The sequence below is a fragment of the Glycomyces halotolerans genome (assembly GCF_054779575.1).
Genome location: NZ_BAAGXZ010000003.1, coordinates 58,122 through 74,682, shown reverse-complemented (window position 1 = coordinate 74,682; position 16,561 = coordinate 58,122). Strand labels below are relative to the sequence as shown.

The 16,561-nt window shown below is 70.9% G+C and carries 13 protein-coding genes; 6 read left to right on the top strand and 7 right to left on the bottom strand.

Features of this window, described 5'->3' with window-relative positions; translation table 11 throughout:
* Positions 1-60: 60 nt before the first annotated feature.
* A complete protein-coding gene (locus tag ACYVL2_RS03795) occupies positions 61-906 on the bottom strand; it encodes a metal-dependent hydrolase (protein WP_460540351.1) in 846 nt (281 codons plus the stop codon).
* A gap of 139 nt (positions 907-1,045) precedes the next feature.
* Here ACYVL2_RS03795 and ACYVL2_RS03790 point away from each other — a divergent pair, with 139 nt between their 5' ends.
* Positions 1,046-1,915 (top strand): arylamine N-acetyltransferase family protein, encoded by an 870-nt coding sequence (locus ACYVL2_RS03790; RefSeq protein ID WP_460540349.1) that lies wholly within the window; start codon positions 1,046-1,048, stop codon positions 1,913-1,915.
* A 3-nt stretch (positions 1,916-1,918) separates the two neighbouring features.
* On the opposite strand, the gene ppc is transcribed toward ACYVL2_RS03790, so the two are convergent.
* On the bottom strand, positions 1,919-4,675 hold the full coding sequence (gene ppc / locus ACYVL2_RS03785) for a phosphoenolpyruvate carboxylase (protein ID WP_460540347.1): 2,757 nt from the start codon (positions 4,673-4,675) through the stop codon (positions 1,919-1,921).
* A 447-nt stretch (positions 4,676-5,122) separates the two neighbouring features.
* Between ppc and cysC the strand changes: the two genes are divergently transcribed.
* On the top strand, positions 5,123-6,667 hold the full coding sequence (gene cysC / locus ACYVL2_RS03780) for a bifunctional sulfate adenylyltransferase/adenylylsulfate kinase (RefSeq protein WP_460540345.1): 1,545 nt from the start codon (positions 5,123-5,125) through the stop codon (positions 6,665-6,667).
* Between the two features lie 6 nt (positions 6,668-6,673).
* Here cysC and ACYVL2_RS03775 read toward each other — a convergent pair whose 3' ends face one another.
* The gene (locus ACYVL2_RS03775; protein ID WP_460540343.1) at positions 6,674-7,294 is read right to left on the bottom strand and encodes a vitamin K epoxide reductase family protein; all 621 of its coding nucleotides are present in this window, start codon (positions 7,292-7,294) and stop codon (positions 6,674-6,676) included.
* Between the two features lie 94 nt (positions 7,295-7,388).
* Positions 7,389-8,258: an SDR family NAD(P)-dependent oxidoreductase gene (locus tag ACYVL2_RS03770; protein ID WP_460540341.1), complete on the bottom strand. Its 870-nt coding sequence runs from the start codon at positions 8,256-8,258 to the stop codon at positions 7,389-7,391.
* A 106-nt stretch (positions 8,259-8,364) separates the two neighbouring features.
* Between ACYVL2_RS03770 and amrA the strand changes: the two genes are divergently transcribed.
* Complete coding sequence (gene amrA, locus ACYVL2_RS03765; RefSeq protein ID WP_460540339.1) at positions 8,365-8,976, top strand: AmmeMemoRadiSam system protein A; 612 nt, start codon at positions 8,365-8,367, stop codon at positions 8,974-8,976.
* Here the strand turns inward: amrA and ACYVL2_RS03760 are convergent.
* On the bottom strand, positions 8,954-9,835 hold the full coding sequence (locus tag ACYVL2_RS03760; RefSeq protein WP_460540337.1) for a PhzF family phenazine biosynthesis protein: 882 nt from the start codon (positions 9,833-9,835) through the stop codon (positions 8,954-8,956). The genes amrA and ACYVL2_RS03760 overlap by 23 nt on opposite strands.
* A gap of 55 nt (positions 9,836-9,890) precedes the next feature.
* Between ACYVL2_RS03760 and ACYVL2_RS03755 the strand changes: the two genes are divergently transcribed.
* Positions 9,891-11,030 carry an Mrp/NBP35 family ATP-binding protein gene (locus ACYVL2_RS03755; protein WP_460540335.1) on the top strand — a complete coding sequence of 380 codons (1,140 nt, stop codon included), beginning with the start codon at positions 9,891-9,893 and terminating at the stop codon, positions 11,028-11,030.
* A gap of 120 nt (positions 11,031-11,150) precedes the next feature.
* Here ACYVL2_RS03755 and ACYVL2_RS03750 read toward each other — a convergent pair whose 3' ends face one another.
* The gene (locus tag ACYVL2_RS03750; RefSeq protein ID WP_460540333.1) at positions 11,151-13,619 is read right to left on the bottom strand and encodes a glycoside hydrolase family 9 protein; all 2,469 of its coding nucleotides are present in this window, start codon (positions 13,617-13,619) and stop codon (positions 11,151-11,153) included.
* Positions 13,620-13,795: 176 nt separating this feature from the next.
* Positions 13,796-14,725 (bottom strand): DapH/DapD/GlmU-related protein, encoded by a 930-nt coding sequence (locus ACYVL2_RS03745; RefSeq protein WP_460540331.1) that lies wholly within the window; start codon positions 14,723-14,725, stop codon positions 13,796-13,798.
* Positions 14,726-14,764: 39 nt separating this feature from the next.
* Here ACYVL2_RS03745 and dapE point away from each other — a divergent pair, with 39 nt between their 5' ends.
* Together dapE and ACYVL2_RS03735 are read left to right on the top strand one after the other, a co-directional pair.
* Positions 14,765-15,835 carry a succinyl-diaminopimelate desuccinylase gene (dapE, locus tag ACYVL2_RS03740; protein WP_460540328.1) on the top strand — a complete coding sequence of 357 codons (1,071 nt, stop codon included), beginning with the start codon at positions 14,765-14,767 and terminating at the stop codon, positions 15,833-15,835.
* Positions 15,832-16,518, top strand: a complete 687-nt coding sequence (locus ACYVL2_RS03735) for an LOG family protein (RefSeq protein WP_460540326.1) — start codon at positions 15,832-15,834, stop codon at positions 16,516-16,518. Before dapE ends, ACYVL2_RS03735 begins: the two co-directional genes overlap by 4 nt.
* Positions 16,519-16,561 lie beyond the last annotated feature (43 nt).

Sequence of the window (16,561 nt, the reverse complement as noted above, 5' to 3'; positions counted from 1 at the left end):
GGGCATGCTGACCGGCCGGCGTCGAGCGCGAGAGCGGGCGACGCCGGCAACCGGACGAGTCTACCTCGCGGTCCCCGCGTCCTCCGCTGTCTTGGTCAGCGTCTCGCCGAAGAGCAGATCCTGGACCTCGGGCAGGTTGTAGAACATGCCGAGGACCACCACGCCGGTGAGGATCGGCAACAGGATCCGGTTCTCGCCCTTGCCGCCGGCGCGGAGGGCGATGTTGTTGGGCAGTCCGATGTCGTGCCAGCGGCGCTTCTTGATCGGGATCGGGAACAGCAGCGGCGAGCCCATCTTGGTGATCATGTCGCCGAGGACGTGGATGAAGCAGCCGATGCCCATGGCCAGGCCGAGGATCCAGTACCCGCGGTTCTCCGGCAGCAGGTGGTACATCCCGTACGAGCACGCCAGGGCGGCGGCCGTGGTGATGATCCAGCCCTTCTTGTTGACCGCGGACGGCAGCAGCCCGCGCACCGCGAGTCCGGTGAGGACGAACAGGATCGCGATCACCGCCGGTTTGCCGAACTCCGCGGCGAGGAAGCCGGTGCCGACGCCGACCAGTCCGGCGTGGACCGCCGTGTGCGTGAAGGTCCTATGGCCGTTCTTGCGCTTCTTGTCCTTCTTGGACTTGGTGAGGAGGTAGAACCAGTAGCAGAGTCGTTCGACGCACTCGGCGACGAAGAGCGAGACGACGCCGAACGAGCGGGCCACTGTGGAACCGCCCTTGTTCTCGGTCACTTTGCCGGCGCAGTCGATGTCGGGGTAGAGGGCCGCGCCCGAGGCGGCGATGGCGCCGACGACGAGCTCGGCTGAGGACTGGTCGAGGCCGAACGCGAGGTCGGCGACGGCAGATCCGGCGAGCCACAGGGCGGCGCCGGACATGGCGTGGGTCGGGCCCATGACCATAGTGGGGGTCTCCTTCTACAGGGCGGTTCCGGGGAGGCTGCTGCGACTATGCCACACCCCCGCAACGGGTCTCGATACACGGGTGAGTCCATCCTGCGGTTGCGACACCCGTCGGACACCGCCGAGCTAGGGTCTAGGGGTGTTCACCTCTGCACAGCTCGCCTCCTACCTCGAGCGGATCGGGCTCGCCGAGCCGAGGCGTCCCACGCTCGGCGCGCTGTTCGACGTCCACCGCGCCCACGTCGACTCGGTCCCCTACGAGAACCTCGAGATCCAGCTCGGACGCCCGGTCCGGCTGTCGGAGGCGGCGCTGTTCGAGAAGATCGTCGCCGGTCGCAGAGGCGGGTACTGCTTCGAGCAGAACCACGTGCTGGCGCTGGCGCTGGAGGCCATGGGCTTCACGGTGCGGCGCGTCCTCGGCGCCGTCGCCCGCGAGACCGAAGGCGACGGCAACTGGTACAACCACATGCCGCTCATCGTCTCGCTGCCTGAGGGCGAGTACCTCGCCGACGCGGGACTGGGCGTCGGCTTCCGCGACCCGCTGCCGATGCGCGAGGGCAGCCACCGGGTCGGCAAGTTCAACTTCGGCATGTGGAACGTCGAGGCCGACCTGTGGCGGTGCTCTATCGATCCGCGCATTCAGGACCTGTCGTTCGACTTCACCTTGGAGCGGCGCCGCATCGAGGAGTTCGCGCCCAAATGCCGCGAGCTGTCCACATCGCCGGAGTCCCCTTTCGTCAAGACACTCACCGTCCAACGGCCCGGCGCCGAGACGGTGCACCTGCTGCGAGGCCGGACGCTCAGCGTCCACGACCCGACGCTCCGCGAAGGCAGGACCGCGAGCGTCATCGCGAACCGCGAGGACTTCGGCGAACTGCTCACCGGCTTCTTCGGACTCGGCCTCGACGCCGGCGAGATCGACCGGCTCTGGGACAAGGCGCTGGAACAGCATGAGAGGCGACTCGCCGAGGACGCCGGCAAGGCGTCCTCGGCGAGCGGCGGCGCCTGAACGTCAGCCGGTGTTGCGCAGCCCGGCGGCGATCCCGTTGACGGTGATGAGCAGTGCCCGCTTGAGCTGCGGATCCACCTCGCCCTCGGCGCCGCCTTCGGAGCGGTAGCGCTTCAGCAGCGAGATCTGCAGGTGGTGGAGCGGCGCCAGGTAGCGGTCGCGGACCTCGAGGGTGCGCGCCAGCTGCGGGTTGTGGTCCAAGAGCCGGTCCTCGCCGGTGAGCGCCAGGACCTCGGCGGCGGTGCGCTCGTGCTCGGCCTTGATGACCTCGAAGATCGGCTGCAGGTCCTCGGGCACCAGCGTCGAGACGTACTGCGAGGCGATCTCGAAGTCGGTCTTCGCCAGCGTCATCTCCACGTTGGAGATGAAGTTGCGGAAGAAGTGCCACTTGCCGTACATCTCGGCGATCTCGTCGCCCAGGCCCGCTTCGCGGGCGGCGGCCAGACCGGAGCCGACGCCGAACCAGCCGGGCACGATCTGCCGCGACTGGGTCCAGCCGAACACCCACGGGATCGCGCGCAGGCCCTCCAGGCCCGCCTCGGTGTTCGGGCGCTTGGACGGCCGCGAGCCGATGTTGAGCGCGCCGAGCAGCTCGGTCGGGCTGACGGACCAGAAGTAGTCCGACAGGCCCGGCCGACCGGTCAGGTCGCGGTAGGCGGCCTTGGCGGCCTCCGAGGTCTGGTCCATCACGCCGAACCAGCGGCCCAGCACGTCGGGCCGGTGCCTCGGCTCGGTGTGCAGCAGCGTGGCCTTCAGCGAGGCGGCCACGGTCAGCTCCAGGTTCTCGCGGGCCAGCGCCGGCAGCGTGTACTTGTCGGACAGGACCTCGCCCTGCTCGGTGATCTTGATGGCGCCGTCCAAGGTGCCGGAGGGCTGGGCGAGGATCGCCTCGTGGGTGGGTCCGCCGCCGCGGCCGATGGTGCCGCCGCGGCCGTGGAAGAGTCGCAGCCGCACGCCGTGCTTGGCGGCGACGTCGCGCAGCTGCCGCTGGGCCTTCTGGATGTTCCACTGGCTGGCGGTGATGCCGGCGTCCTTGTTGGAGTCGGAGTAGCCGAGCATGACCTCCTGGATGTCGCCGCGCGCGGCCACGATCGCCCGGTAGGCCGGGAGGCTCAGCAGCCGGTCGAGCAGCGCGTCGGCGCCCGCGAGCTCCTGGACCTCCTCGAGGAGCGGCACGAGTCCGATGGCGGCTCGGCCGCGGGCGACGTCGATCAGTCCGGCGTCGCGGGCGAGGATGGCCGGGGCGAGGACGTCGGCCGGCTCGCGGGTCATCGAGATGATGTAGGACTCGACGATCGACGTGCCGAACTGCTCCTGGGCGTCGCGGATGGCGTGGAAGACGTCGAAGGTCTTGCGGTTGCGTTCGGTGAGCTCGACCTCGTGCGGGGCGAGCGGGCGGCGCCCGGACAGTTCGCGGGACAGCAGCTGGTCGCGCTCGTCGGAGGTCAGCTCCTCGTAGGGCTTGTCGAGTTCGCCGGAGGCGTCGTAGAGCTCGGCCAGGACCGCGTGGTGGGCCTCGGAGTGCTCGCGGACGTCCATGGTCGCCAGCTGGAGGCCGAAGGCCGAGACGGTGCGGATGACGCGGTCGAGCACGCCCTTGGCGGCGAGCTGGCCTCGCTGGCGGGACAGGGAGTCGCGCATGACCTGGAGGTCGGCGACCAGTTCGCGTCCGTCGGCGTAGTCGACGCCGGGCCGGTGGGACAGGCCCTCGGCGTGGCGGGCGCGGGTGTTGGCGAGCTTGGCTTCGATGGCTCGGGCCTTGAGCCGGTAGGGCTCTTCGGAATGGATGCGCTTGTAGCGGGCGGGGATGTTGTCGAGCCGTTCGAGGTCGGCGGTGACGGAGTCGAGCAGCTCCTGGGTGGCCGGGCGGACGGTCTGGGAGACCGACAGCTCGTTGATGAGCTGCGCGACCGCGCCCTCCGCGGCGGCGATGCCGTGCTCGTGCTGCATGACCAGCACCTGCTTGGTGACCTCGGGGGTGACGAACGGGTTGCCGTCGCGGTCGCCGCCGATCCAGGTGCCGAACCGCAGCGGGACGTTCCCGGGCCGGGGGGAGCCGCCCAGGTCGGTGAGGGTCGCGTTGAGGTCGGTGAGGACCCTTCCGGCGGCGTCGCGGTAGAGGTCGGTCAGGTAGTAGATGGCGTTGCGGGCCTCGTCGGTCGGCTCGGGCTTCTCGACGCGCAGCTCGTCGGTCTGCCACAGCAGGTCGATGATCTCGGCCAGCCGGGCGTTGACGGCGTCGACGTCCGCCGAGCCGAGGACGGCGTGCTCGGCGGTCTCGGCGTCGAGCAGGTCGGCGATGTTGCGGAGCTTGGTGAGGATGGAGCGGCGGGCGGCCTCGGTGGGGTGCGCGGTGAAGACCGGCCGGACCTCGAGCCGCTCGGCCGCGGCGGCGATCCGGTCGGCCGGGACGTTCTCGAGGGTGATCTCGGCGCGGGCCTGGGCGAGCCAGCCGCCTTCCTCGGCGCGGCTGCGGCGCATGTCGCGGGCGCGGTGTACCTGCTCGGTGATGTTGGCCAGGTGGAAGTAGGTGGCGAAGGCGCGCGCGAGGTCGACCTCCTCGTTCACTTCGAGCTTGGCCAGGCGCGCGGCGACCGCCTCGGGCTTGTCGCGCACTAGGCCGCGGACCTCCTCGACCAGATCGAGCAGCTGCGGTCCCTCTTGGCGGACCAGTGTCTGGCCCAGGAGGTTGCCGAGTCTGCGGATGTCGCGGCGAAGCTGCTTGTCGTCGGCTTCGCCTGAGGTCTCGAAGTAGTCCATGGAGTTCTCCAGTGGGTGGTGTGGGCAGACCGAATTCACGGCTCCGCGGGCGTCACGGTGACGCCGGTGCGGGGCCGCTCGCGCCGACGCCGATGTCTGCGGTCACTGCTAGTACTACTGCCGTTCCAGGCATTCACGGCGGCGCACGCGCGCCGCGAATCGCCCTCGGGCGCCCGTTCGCGGGTCGTGGTCGTCGCCCGCGGCGGCCGCTCGCGGGCCGTGAACGTTCATTCTCGGCAGAGCTTACGAGCCGTAAATTGGCGCTGCCAGCGTAACTTACCGGTAACGGCCACGCCACCCGCTCATCCGCGATGCGAGACGGAAAGTACGGCGCGCAACGGGCACTGCGGGTGAGGTGCGCGCTCACGGCGTGGAATACCCTGGTGCCACCACTGGAGCCGGATGCCGCCTTTCCGCCCGAGCACTGCGAAGGGATCGCGACCAACGATGTCTGACTGGGTACTGCCCGACGAGGTCCTCGCCGAGGCGCCGAGCCACACTCCGCTGCCGCACGAACTGGCTGACCTGGAGCTGCTCCTGTACGGCGCCTACGCGCCGCTGCAGGGCTTCATGAGCGAGCGCGAGTCCAGGCATGTGACGCGGACGGGCATGCTCCCGGACGGGACGGCCTGGCCGGTGCCGGTGACGCTGGACGTGCCGGTGGAGACCGCCCGGAAGCTCGACAATCCCGACCGGATGCGGCGCGTGCTGCGGATCACCGATCCCGAGGGGGCGCCGGTGGCGGCCGTCGAGTGCCACTCGCTGGACGCGCTCGGGCCGGACATGGTCCGCGTCGGCGGCCCCGTGCGGCGCATCGCCGACGCGGCCCACGGGGTGTTCATCGGGCTGCGGGCGACTCCCGAGCAGGCCAAGACGACCTACACCAAGCCGCGGGTGCTGGCGCTGGTCGCCGACCGGCCGCTGCACCGGCCCCAGTTGGCGCAGTTGGCCCGCGCGACGCACAATCTGGCCGCGCACGTGCTGGTGATGATCCCGACCGGCGACGAGACCAACGGTGACGGCGCGCTGCGGCTGCCGACGGCGGCGCTGGTGCGCAGCATCCTGGCGGCCAAGGACCGGCTGCCGACGGCGACGGTGCTGACGGTGCCGCTGTCCAAGCGCGGCGACCGCATCCGCGACGGCCTGCTGACGGCGAAGGTCGCCGCGGCCTACGGGGCCACCCACCTCATGACCGGTCCCGACGGGCTCGGCGGCGGCGACGGCATCCGCGCGATGGTGCCGCGCGAGCTGGCCTACGACACCCGCGACGGCCAGTGGCGACCGGTCGAGGACATCGAGCCGCCGTTCAGGCGCGCGGCCCTGACCGACGCCGAGATCGCCGACATGCTCGACCGCGGCTTCGGTCTCCCGGAGTGGCACACGCCGCCGAGCGTGGCCGCCGAGCTGCGCCGGGCCCGTCCGCCCAGGCGGCAGCGGGGACTGGTGCTGTTCTTCACCGGTCTGTCGGGCTCGGGCAAGTCCACGATCTCGCGCGGGGTCTACGAGGCGCTGCTGGAGGACGGCACGCGGACCGCGTCGCTGTTCGACGGCGACGTGGTGCGCCGGCTGCTCTCCAGCGGCCTGGGGTTCTCCAAGGCGGATCGTTCGATGAACATCCGCCGCATCGGGTTCGTCGCCGCGGAGGTGGCCCGCCACGGCGGCATCGGCGTGGCCGCGCCGATCGCCCCCTATGAGGCCGACCGGGCCGAGGCGCGCCGCATGGCCGAGGCCGCCGGCGCCGACTTCGTGCTGGTCCACGTCTCGACGCCGCTGGAGGTGTGCGAGGCCAGGGACCGCAAGGGCCTGTACGCCAAGGCCCGGGCCGGCCAGATCCCGGAGTTCACGGGCGTGTCCGATCCGTATGAGGAGCCCCAGGACGCGGAGTTGCGGATCGACACCTCCGACATGACCGTCGGCGAGGCCGTGGAGCAGGTCGTGGAGTACCTCTCCGAGGGGGGCTGGCTGGAGCCGACGGGCCTCAAGCTGGACTGACCGGCCTCACAGCAGGGTGGACCAGTAGTCCCAGAAGCCGGTGCCGACGACGGTCAGGACCGCGACGTACATCAGGGCCAGGCCGATCCAGTGGTGGCGCAGCAGGTCGTCGACCGGGCCGCGCCAGTCCTCGCCGACCTTGATCGCCCCGTTGCGGAGGTTGTAGACGGTGGTGAACCAGAAGATCGGCAGCACCGCGGCCCACACCGCCATGCACCACGGGCACAGGACGCCGATGCGGTAGACCGACTGGAAGATCAGCCACGCGACGAACGCGAGGCCGGCGAGCGTCCCGAGGTTGAACGTCAGCAGGATCCAGCGGGGCAGCTCCACGCGCGAGAGCAGCAGGACGCCGGTGAAGACCACCAGCGGGAAGGCGACGAGGCCGATGATCGGGTTCGGGAAGCCGAACGCCGAGGCCTGCGGGGTGTCCATGACCGTCCCGCAGGAGAGCACGGGGTTGAAGTCGCACGAGATGACGTGCCTCGGGTCGATCAGCGAGGCGATGCGCTCGTAGGTGAGGTCGAACGCGGCGGCGAGTCCCACCAGGCCGCCGAGGAGCAGCACCAGAGCGGTGGTGACCCGCCCCCGATGCTCGGTCGCGTTCTCGCCGAAGGTCTCGTCCATGGCCGCCGTCCGTGTCGCCGTCGCAAGTGCCTGCATGCAAATGTAACGACGGCGGCGCCCGCGGAGTTGCGGACGTAGGTCCCGGACGCTCCGCTCAGGCGCGGATGCCGGCGCCCCCGTCGACCACGAGAGTCTGGCCGGTGACATAGGAGGCCGAGGGCGCGCAGAAGAACGCGGCTGCCGCGGCGACCTCCTCGGGCGTGCCGGGCCGGCCCATCGGGCCGTCGAGGCCGCGCTGCAGCTCGGGAACGGTCGAGGAGCCGGTGCGTACCAGGCCCGGGGCGATCGCGTTGACCGTGACCCCGTCGGCGACCACTTCCGTGGCGAGGGCCTTGGTCAGGCCGGTGACACCGGCCTTCGCGGCCGCGTAGGCGGCCTCGGCGGGCACGGCGTTGATCACGCCGATGGCGGCGGCGATGTTGACCACGCGGCCCCAGCCGCGCTCGGCCATGCCCTGGACGAACGCCCGAGACACCAGGAAGGCGGTGTCGAGGTTCCGGTGCATCTCGTTCTGCCAGTCCGAATAGGGCAGTTGCGCGACCGGCTTGACCACCGCCGGGTCGGACTTCGAGGTCAGCCCGGCGTTGTTGACGAGGATGTCGACTTCGCCGACGGCGTCGGCGACCGCGTCGCCGAGACCGCCGACCTCCGCCTCGTCGGTCAGGTCCGCCACGAAGCCGACCGCGTCGATCTCCTCGGCGCGCTCGTGGATGCGCTTGGTGGTCGACACGATCGCCACCGACGCGCCCAGCAGCCGCAGCCGCGTGGCGATCGCGTAGCCGATCCCGTCCGGCGACCCCGCCCCGGTCACCAGTGCGACCTTTCCGGCCAGCGAGTCGAGTTCCTGGATGCGGCCGAGCCGGCTCTCCTGCTCCGCCGCGTCTTCGTTGGCGGGCAGGTCGATGACCTCGGCGAGTCCGCCGTCTCGGCCGTTTGACGCATGCCTGGGGCGCGGTGAGTTCATGCGGGCAGTGTCTCACGGGCAGATGACGAAACACAGCACCGCCGGGCGATTTCGCGCGAAGCCGCCGACGTACCGCCAACGGAGACGCCCGTGTCACCATCGAGGGATGGACCCCGAGACCGGGAAGGTGCTCACGGCGCTGGCGCGCCGTGCCTTGGAGACGAGCTTCGACGGCAGCCCTCCCCTTGCGGCCGAACTGATCGACGAGTCGACGCCGAAGGCGCTGCTGCCGAGGCTGGCCGCACCGGCGGCCACGTTCGTGACCCTCGAGGGAGGATCACGGCTGCGCGGGTGCATCGGCACACTGAAGCCCTTGCGGCCCTTGAGCGTGGATGTGGTCCACAACGCGCGCGCGGCGGCCCGTGACCCTCGTCTGCCGCCGGTGGAGCGACACGAACTGCCGGGCCTGTCCGTCACCGTCGCGGTGCTCTCCCCGCCGCGCCGGATCGGCGTCGACTCCTTCACCGCGCTGTTCGAGCAGCTGCGCCCCGGGACCGACGGACTGACGCTCGTCGGCCGGGACCGGCGGCGGGCGACGTTCCTGCCGTCGGTGTGGAAGGCGCTGCGCGAGCCGGAGCGGTTCGTCGCGGCGCTGCTGCGCAAGGGCGGCTGGCCGCGAGCACTGTGGACCGCGGACCTGCGCCGGGCCGTCTGGCCCGCCGACCTCGCCGCCGAGCGCTACACCGCCCGGTCGTTCACCGCGCCGCCGGCAGCGTGACCAGTTCGCCCTTGGCGACCGGGACGACCGTGCCGGTCACCGAGACCGAGACGGCCTTGCCGCCCTCGACGACGACTTCGCCGTAGAGCCTGGATGGGCGGCCCATCTCCTCGCCTTGGCGGATCTCGTAGGCGTGCGTGCCGTCACCGGCGATGAGGCCGTGCTCGACCAGGTAGACCCCGAGAGCGACGGCGGCCGAACCGGTGGCCGGGTCCTCGCCGGCGGTGTTGTGGAACAGGCGGGCGTGGACGGCGCCGGTCTCGGGGTCGAAGCTGAACGGGTAGACCAGGTCGAGCTCGCCGAGGTGGGGGCTCGCGGCCGCAAGGTCCTCGTCGGCGAAGCGCACGAAGTGGTGCGGCAGTCCGGCGCTGGCCGTCTGCGGGACGCCGATGACGCGCGCGGCGTCCAAGCCGCAGGCGCGGGCGGCGACGTCGGCAGGGATCGGTTCGCCCACCTCGATCGCGGTGGAGGTGAGCTTGCCGGAGGTGCCGTCGATGGCGACGGTCATGAGCCCGGCGGCGCACTCCTGGACCACCGTCCTGCCCCGGGGCGCGACCCGCCCGGACGCGACCGAGGCCAGCGCCGAGCCGACGGTGGGGTGCCCGGCGAACGGCAGTTCCTCCCCCGGAGTGAAGATCCGGCACCGGTAGTCGGCCGCCTCGACCGTCGGCGGGAGCACGAAGGCGGTCTCGGAGTACCCGAACTCGTTCGCGATGGCCTGCATCTGCGCGGTGGACAGGTCCCGGCCGTCGTAGACGACGGCCAGCTGGTTGCCGGTGTAGGCCGTCGGTGCGGCGTTGTCTCGGGTGGGCGCGGGTGACGGGACGGCGAAGACGTCGACGATCTCGAACGGCAGCATGTGCGGCAGCGTACGCCCGAATGGCGATTCGCGTCCAGGTGGCTACGATTGGGTCATGTCTGATACCGCCGCTGTAGTCGAGGCCGTCCAAGAGGCGCTCTCGCACGTGAACGACCCCGAGATCCGCCGACCGATCACCGAGCTGGGGATGGTCGACGCCGTTGAGGTCGACGGCGGCCGCGTGCGCGTGAAGATCCTGCTCACGGTCGCCGCCTGCCCGCTGAAGGACACGCTCCGCGGCGATGTGACCGCGGCGGCGCAGAGCGTCGAGGGCGTCGGGTCCGTCGAGGTCGACTTCGGCGTGATGAGCGAGGAGCAGCGCCGCGACCTGCAGGTCAAGCTGCGCGGTCCGGGCCAGTCCGCCGAGCCGGTGATCCCGTTCAACCTTCCGCAGAGCCGCACCCGCGTGTTCGCGGTCGCCTCCGGCAAGGGCGGGGTCGGCAAGTCGTCGATCACGGTGAACATGGCCGCGGCGATGGCGAAGAAGGGCCTGTCGGTGGGCGTGGCCGACGCCGACATCTACGGCCACTCGGTGCCGCGCATGCTCGGTGTCGACGGCTCGCCGACGCAGGTCGAGGACATGATCATGCCGCCGCAGGCGCACGGCATGAAGGTGATCTCGATCGGCATGTTCACCCCCGGCAACACCGCGGTGGTCTGGCGCGGCCCGATGCTGCACCGGGCGCTGCAGCAGTTCTTGGCCGACGTGTACTGGGGCGACCTGGACGTGCTGCTGCTGGACCTGCCGCCGGGCACCGGCGACATCGCGATCTCGGTGGCCCAGCTGCTGCCGACCGCGGAGCTGGTCGTGGTGACCACGCCGCAGCAGGCGGCGGCCGAGGTGGCCGAGCGAGCCGGCGCGATCGTCACCCAGACGCACCAGAAGCTCGCGGGCGTGGTCGAGAACATGTCGTGGATGGAGCTGCCCGACGGCTCCCACATCGAGCCGTTCGGCTCCGGCGGCGGCAAGACCGTCGCCGAGGCCCTGACCAGGGACGTCGGCGCCGAGGTGCCGCTGCTGGGGCAGGTGCCGCTCGACCCGAGGCTGCGTGAGGGCGGCGACGCCGGGGTGCCGCTGGTGCTCTCGGATCCCGACGCCCCCGCCTCGAAGGCGATCTCGGCGGTGGCCGAGCAGCTGGCCGTCCGCAAGGTCTCGCTGGCCGGCAAGCAGCTGGGCCTGACGCCCACCTCTTGATCTGAGCCCGCTCGGTTCGCTCGGTCCCGGAAGGGACGGGGCGGCCGCGGGCGAGCCGCCCCGTCCGGTCGATCCGCCGCCGGGGTGAGGGGCCCGGCGGCGGAGGTGATCACCGCGGGCCTATCGGGGCACGCTGTCGCAGCCGATCCGGCCGGGGATCTCGCTCGACCCGCCGGCGACGAATCCGAACTCGATGGATTCTCCGGCGGCGATGTTGCCGTTCCAGGCGAGGTTGCTCGCGGTCACGGACGATCCGGACTGCTGCCAGTCGGCGTTCCACAGGTTGCTGATCTGCTGCCCGCCGGACCAGTCCCAGCCGAGGTTCCAGGACCCGATCGATTCGAGGCCGGAGGTGTTGGTGACCCTGATGTTGGCCTGGAATCCCGATCCCCAGTCGTTGACGATCGTCATCTCCGCGGAGCAGGCGCCCTCTTCCTCGGGGAACTCGGTCGTGACGGTGACCGAGGCGCTGAAGGCGCCTTGGTTCTCTTCGGGCACGGCGGTGACCGTGTAGCGGTACTCGGTTCCCGAGTCCAGGCCCTCGTCGGTGTAGGCGGTGCTGCCGCTCGCGAGGACGGCGACCACCGTGTTGTCTCGGGCGATCCGGACCTGGTTGTCCCACGGCGGCGTGTCCCAGGTGAGGGTCACGGCCTCGGCGGTGGCCTCGGCGGTGAGGTTCGATACCGGTGGCAGGTCCCCGATCGGGTCGGGCGGCGTCGGGGTCGGCGTCGGCTCGTCCGGGTCGTCGGTGCCCTCTCCGGCGTGGTCGGACAGGAAGGCCGCGACCCACGCCAGCGGCGCGTTCCAGTTGATGGTGACCTCGTTGGTCGACCAGGAGTCGATGTGGTCGATGTAGCACTTCTGGGCGGCGCAGCCTGACAGGTGCTCTTGGGCCGTCTCGTCCTGGAGCGAGGAGTTGGGGCCGCCCGCGAGGGTGCCCGGCGGCGGGTTCGGGAACGAGGCGTCGGCCTGGTGGGCCCAGAACCGGTGGTGCTGGTTGTGGGAGTCCTTCTCGCCGTAGCCGGTGACATAGGACTGCCCGGGGGCGTTGCGGCCCAGGATGTAGTCCATCGCGCCGCTGACCGCGTCCAAGTAGGCCCGGTCGCCGGTGAGGTCGTAGGCGTAGGCGATGACGGTGGCGTTGTTGAGCACCTGGCTGTTGGAGCCCCAGGCGTAGTCCCAGCCCTCGGGCGCGTACGTGACCGGGTAGCCCTGGCCGGAGGCCGCCGCGACATAGCCGTCGGCGCCGGCGACGACCGCGTCGCGCACCGCCTGGCGCTCGGAGTCGGTCAGCCCGCTGGGCGCCAGGGAGAGCGTCAGGTCGGCCAGCGGGGCGGTCGAGGGCCAGGCGAAGCCGTGGTCGCTGAAGCCCTGGCCGTACCACCAGGACGACGAGGTCAGGTCCGAGCGGTACCGGGACTCGCCGGTGGTGGTGAACAGTTCGGCGGCGGCCCAGTAGAACTCGTCGCCGGCGTCGTCGTCGGCGTAGGAGCCGCCGCCGGTGCCGTCGCCGGGGTCGGGGTAGCGGTTCGGGTTGGCCTGCGCGGCGTCGTAGGCGGTGCGGGCGACCTCGAGGGTCTCGGCGGCGAAGGCCGGGTCGTGGTCCTCCCACAGGCGCGAGGCCTGGGCCGCGGCGGCGGCGAGGTTGAGCGTGGCGGTCACGCTGGGCGGGCTCAGGCGCCGCAGCTCCGGGTCCTCGTGCGGCGGCATCGGGTGGCCGGTCCAGTTCATGTCGTGGACCTTGTGGTGGGCCATGCCCGCGAGCTGCTCGCCGGCGGGCACCTGCATGCTCATCATGAACTCGAGGTTCCAGCGGGCCTCGTCGAGCAGGTCGGGGACGCCGTTGGAGGACTCCGGGACGGCCAGGGCGCCGTCGGCGAAGACGGCCGGGTCGGCGCCGGGGACGTGCAGGGCGCGCTCGTAGGCGTTCTGCAGCTGCCATGTCGAGATGCCGCCGTTGACGACGTACTTGCCGTGGTCGCCGGCGTCGTACCAGCCGCCGGTGACGTCGAGCGTGTAGTCGCAGCCGTCATTGAGGCAGCCGACGTCGCCGTCGCCGCGGTTGGGGGCGACGTCGACGTGCCCGGCGGGGCGGGCGTACTCGCTGCCGACGTACTGCGATTCGATCGCGATGCCGCTGCGCTGGTGGTAGAAGAACGCGAGCGCGTCGTCGCGGAGTTCGTCCCACGGGTCGGCGGCGATGTCGAACGGGTGGCTCTGCTGACCGGCGATTCGGACGCGGTATCCGGTGCCGGGCGTGTCGTAGTCGGAGAAGTCGATGTTGTGGACGCTGTCGCCGGAGGCATGGTCGTAGCCGTGGACGCTGGTCGTGCCGGAGTCGACGACGGCGCCGGAGGCGTCGACGAGCTCCCAGCTCTGGCCGGTGGAGGATCCGCTGACGAAGGTGGCGCCCTTGGCGCCGTCGGCGGTGTAGGCGTGCTGGTTGACGCGGATGTCGGGTCCGGGGTTCTCGTGGTCGGCGTGGGCCGGGATCATCGCCACGGCGCCGGCGGCGAGTGCCGCGGCCGCGCCGAGGGCGATGAGGACCCCGCGCGCGGGTCTGCGGCGGGCGGTTGGGCCGTTTCGCATTGGCTCTGCCTCTCAGGTGAGGGTGAGAAAATCGGTTGGAACGCTCCCACACCTAAAATAGACGAGCTTCAATGTATTGGCAAGGGCTCCGCCGTCGCCGCATGAGGCCGGAGCCGGATGTTAACGCGCACTTCAGCGGGTCCGTCCGCATCCGATCGGACGGACCCGCCGGATCGCTACTGGGCGCTGTGCAGCGCCTCGTTCAGCTCGCCCCAGGTGCCTTCGCGCAGACGCACCTCGAGCACCCCGGTCTGCGAGTTCGTCCAGAACTGCAGGTTGTCCCGGCCCGAGAGCATCGCCGCCTTGACCACCGAGCCGTCCGGCAGCGTCACCTTCGAACCGGCGGTCACATAGCAGCCGGCCGCCACGACGCAGTTGTCCCCCAAGGAGATCCCGATCCCGGCGTTGGCGCCCAGCAGGCACCGCTCGCCGATCGCGATGACCTCCTTGCCGCCGCCCGACAGGGTCCCCATGATCGAGGAGCCGCCGCCGATGTCAGAGCCGTCGCCGACGACCACGCCCGCCGAGATCCGGCCCTCGACCATCGAGTTGCCGAGCGTCCCGGCGTTGAAGTTGACGAAACCCTCGTGCATCACCGTCGTCCCCTCGGCCAGGTGCGCGCCGAGGCGCACCCGGGAGGCGTCGGCGATCCGCACCCCCGAAGGGGTCACGTAGTCGGCCATCGGCGGGAACTTGTCGACCGACTTGACGTGGAGTCCCCTCCCCTCGGTCCGCAGCCGCAGCCGCGCGGCGTTCACCTCGGCGGCCGGGACCGGCCCCAGGTCGGTCCAGGCGTTGTTCGGCAGCAGCCCGAAGACCCCCGACAGGTTGATCGTGTGCGGCCGCACGAAGCGGTGCGAGAGCAGGTGGAGGCGCAGGTAGACGTCGGCGGTGTCGACCGGCTCGTCGGCCAGCGACCCGATCGCGACCGTCAGGCCCTGCGACCGGGTGCCGGTCGGGTTCTCCGCGTCCGCCTTCGGCGCCTCCAGGCCCGACGGGGCCGCCCCGAGGCCGAGCTCGGAGAACCACACGTCGAGAACCGTTCCGTCGGCGCCGATCGTCGCCACGCCGGCGCCCCATGCTGCGTCAGTCAAGAAATCAGTCACACACAGAGCCTATCGGCGGTACGAGTATCGTCTGCCAATGTGACAGTTCTGAGTGAGGCAGTACTCGCCGACCCGGTGCAGCTGACCAGGGCGCTGTGCGACATCCAGTCCGTCTCCGGCGACGAGGCGGCGATCTGCGACGCCGTCGAGCACGCGCTCGACCGCGCCGGGCACCTGACCGTCCGCCGCGAGGGCAACACCCTGGTCGCGCGCACCGAACTGGGGCTCGGCCGGCGCGTGATGCTCGCCGGGCACCTCGACACGGTGCCGGTCAACGGCAATTTCCCCACCCACACCGAAGGCGACGTGATGTGGGGCCTGGGCACCTCCGACATGAAGTCGGGGACCGCGCTGGCGCTGTGGATCGCCGCGACCGTCGCGAAGCCCCGGTTCGACCTGAGCTTCGCGTTCTACGACTGCGAAGAGGTCGACTCGGCCCGCAACGGCCTCAACAAGCTGTCCAAGTCACGCCCCGAGTGGCTCGGATCGGACTTCGCGATCCTGCTGGAGCCGACCTACGGCATGGTCGAGGCCGGATGCCAGGGGACCATGCGCGCCAAGGTGACCGCCCGCGGCAGGCGGGCGCACTCGGCGCGGTCGTGGAAAGGTGAGAACGCCGTCCACAAGATCGCCCCGGCCCTCGAGCGGCTCGGCGCCTACCGCGCCCGCCAGGTCGAGGTGGACGGCTGCGCCTACCGCGAGGGCCTCAACGCGGTGGGCATCGGCGGTGGCGTGGCCGGGAACGTCATCCCCGACGAGTGCTGGGTCGAGGTCAACTACCGCTTCGCGCCCGACCGGGACGAGAAGGACGCCGAGGAGCACCTGCGCGAGGTCTTCGACGGCTTCGAGGTCGAGCTCACCGACTCGGCTCCGTCATGCCGGCCCGGCCTCGACCGGCCGGAGGCGGCCGAGTTCGTCGAGGCCTGCGGCGGCCGGGTCCGCGCCAAGCTCGGCTGGACCGACGTCGCCAGGTTCGCGACCCTCGGCATCCCCGCGGTCAACTACGGGCCGGGCGACCCGAACCTCGCTCACAAGCAGGACGAACGCGTCGAAGTGCCGCTCATCGGGCGGTGCGCCGACGCCCTGAGAGCCTATGTGGAGGGATCATGACGAAGCAGCGCCGCGTCACCGCCGACGAGCACCTGCTCGACCTTCGCCACCGCGAGGAGTGGAAGCAGAAGGCCGCCTGGCGGGTCATGAAGATCCAGGCCGAGTTCGTCGAGGGCTTCGAAACGCTCGAGGCGGCCGACCTCGGCGAGGGCATCGGCGTCTACGGCTCCGCGCGGACGCCGATCGACTCCGAGCTGTACAAACTCGGCGTCGAACTCGGCGGCAAGCTCGCCAAGGCGGGATTCACCGTCATCACCGGCGGCGGCCCGGGCGCGATGGAGGCGGCCAACCGCGGCGCCCGCGAGGCCGGCGGCGTCTCGGTGGGCCTCGGCATCGAGCTGCCGTTCGAGCAGGGCATCAACCCCTATGTGGACATCGAGCTGAACTTCCACTACTTCTTCGTCCGCAAGGTGATGTTCCTGAAGTACTCGCAGGGTTTCTGCGCGCTGCCTGGCGGCTACGGCACCATGGACGAGCTGTTCGAGTCGCTGACGCTGGTGCAGACCAACAAGGTCGGGAAGTTCCCGATCGCCCTGATCGGCACCGACTACTGGGGCGGCCTGGTCGACTGGCTCCGCGAGACCATGGTCGGCCAGGGCAACATCCACCCGGCCGACGTCGACCTGCTCCTGGTCACCGACGACGTGGACGAGGCCGTGGCCCACATGCGCGACGTCCGCTGAAGCGACGACTGTCCCTTTTCGACAATACGACGGCCGCCGTGTC

Excerpts from the sequence above, each read along its gene's own strand:
- ACYVL2_RS03770 (WP_460540341.1), bottom strand. The coding sequence starts at position 8,258 with ATGAACTCACCGCGCCCCAGGCATGCGTCAAACGGCCGAGACGGCGGA.
- ACYVL2_RS03735 (WP_460540326.1), top strand. The coding sequence starts at position 15,832 with ATGACGAAGCAGCGCCGCGTCACCGCCGACGAGCACCTGCTCGACCTT.
- ACYVL2_RS03755 (WP_460540335.1), top strand. The coding sequence starts at position 9,891 with ATGTCTGATACCGCCGCTGTAGTCGAGGCCGTCCAAGAGGCGCTCTCG.
- ACYVL2_RS03760 (WP_460540337.1), bottom strand. The coding sequence starts at position 9,835 with ATGCTGCCGTTCGAGATCGTCGACGTCTTCGCCGTCCCGTCACCCGCG.
- cysC (WP_460540345.1), top strand. The coding sequence starts at position 5,123 with ATGTCTGACTGGGTACTGCCCGACGAGGTCCTCGCCGAGGCGCCGAGC.
- ACYVL2_RS03795 (WP_460540351.1), bottom strand. The coding sequence starts at position 906 with ATGGTCATGGGCCCGACCCACGCCATGTCCGGCGCCGCCCTGTGGCTC.
- amrA (WP_460540339.1), top strand. The coding sequence starts at position 8,365 with ATGGACCCCGAGACCGGGAAGGTGCTCACGGCGCTGGCGCGCCGTGCC.
- ppc (WP_460540347.1), bottom strand. The coding sequence starts at position 4,675 with ATGGACTACTTCGAGACCTCAGGCGAAGCCGACGACAAGCAGCTTCGC.
- ACYVL2_RS03750 (WP_460540333.1), bottom strand. The coding sequence starts at position 13,619 with ATGCGAAACGGCCCAACCGCCCGCCGCAGACCCGCGCGCGGGGTCCTC.
- ACYVL2_RS03775 (WP_460540343.1), bottom strand. The coding sequence starts at position 7,294 with ATGGACGAGACCTTCGGCGAGAACGCGACCGAGCATCGGGGGCGGGTC.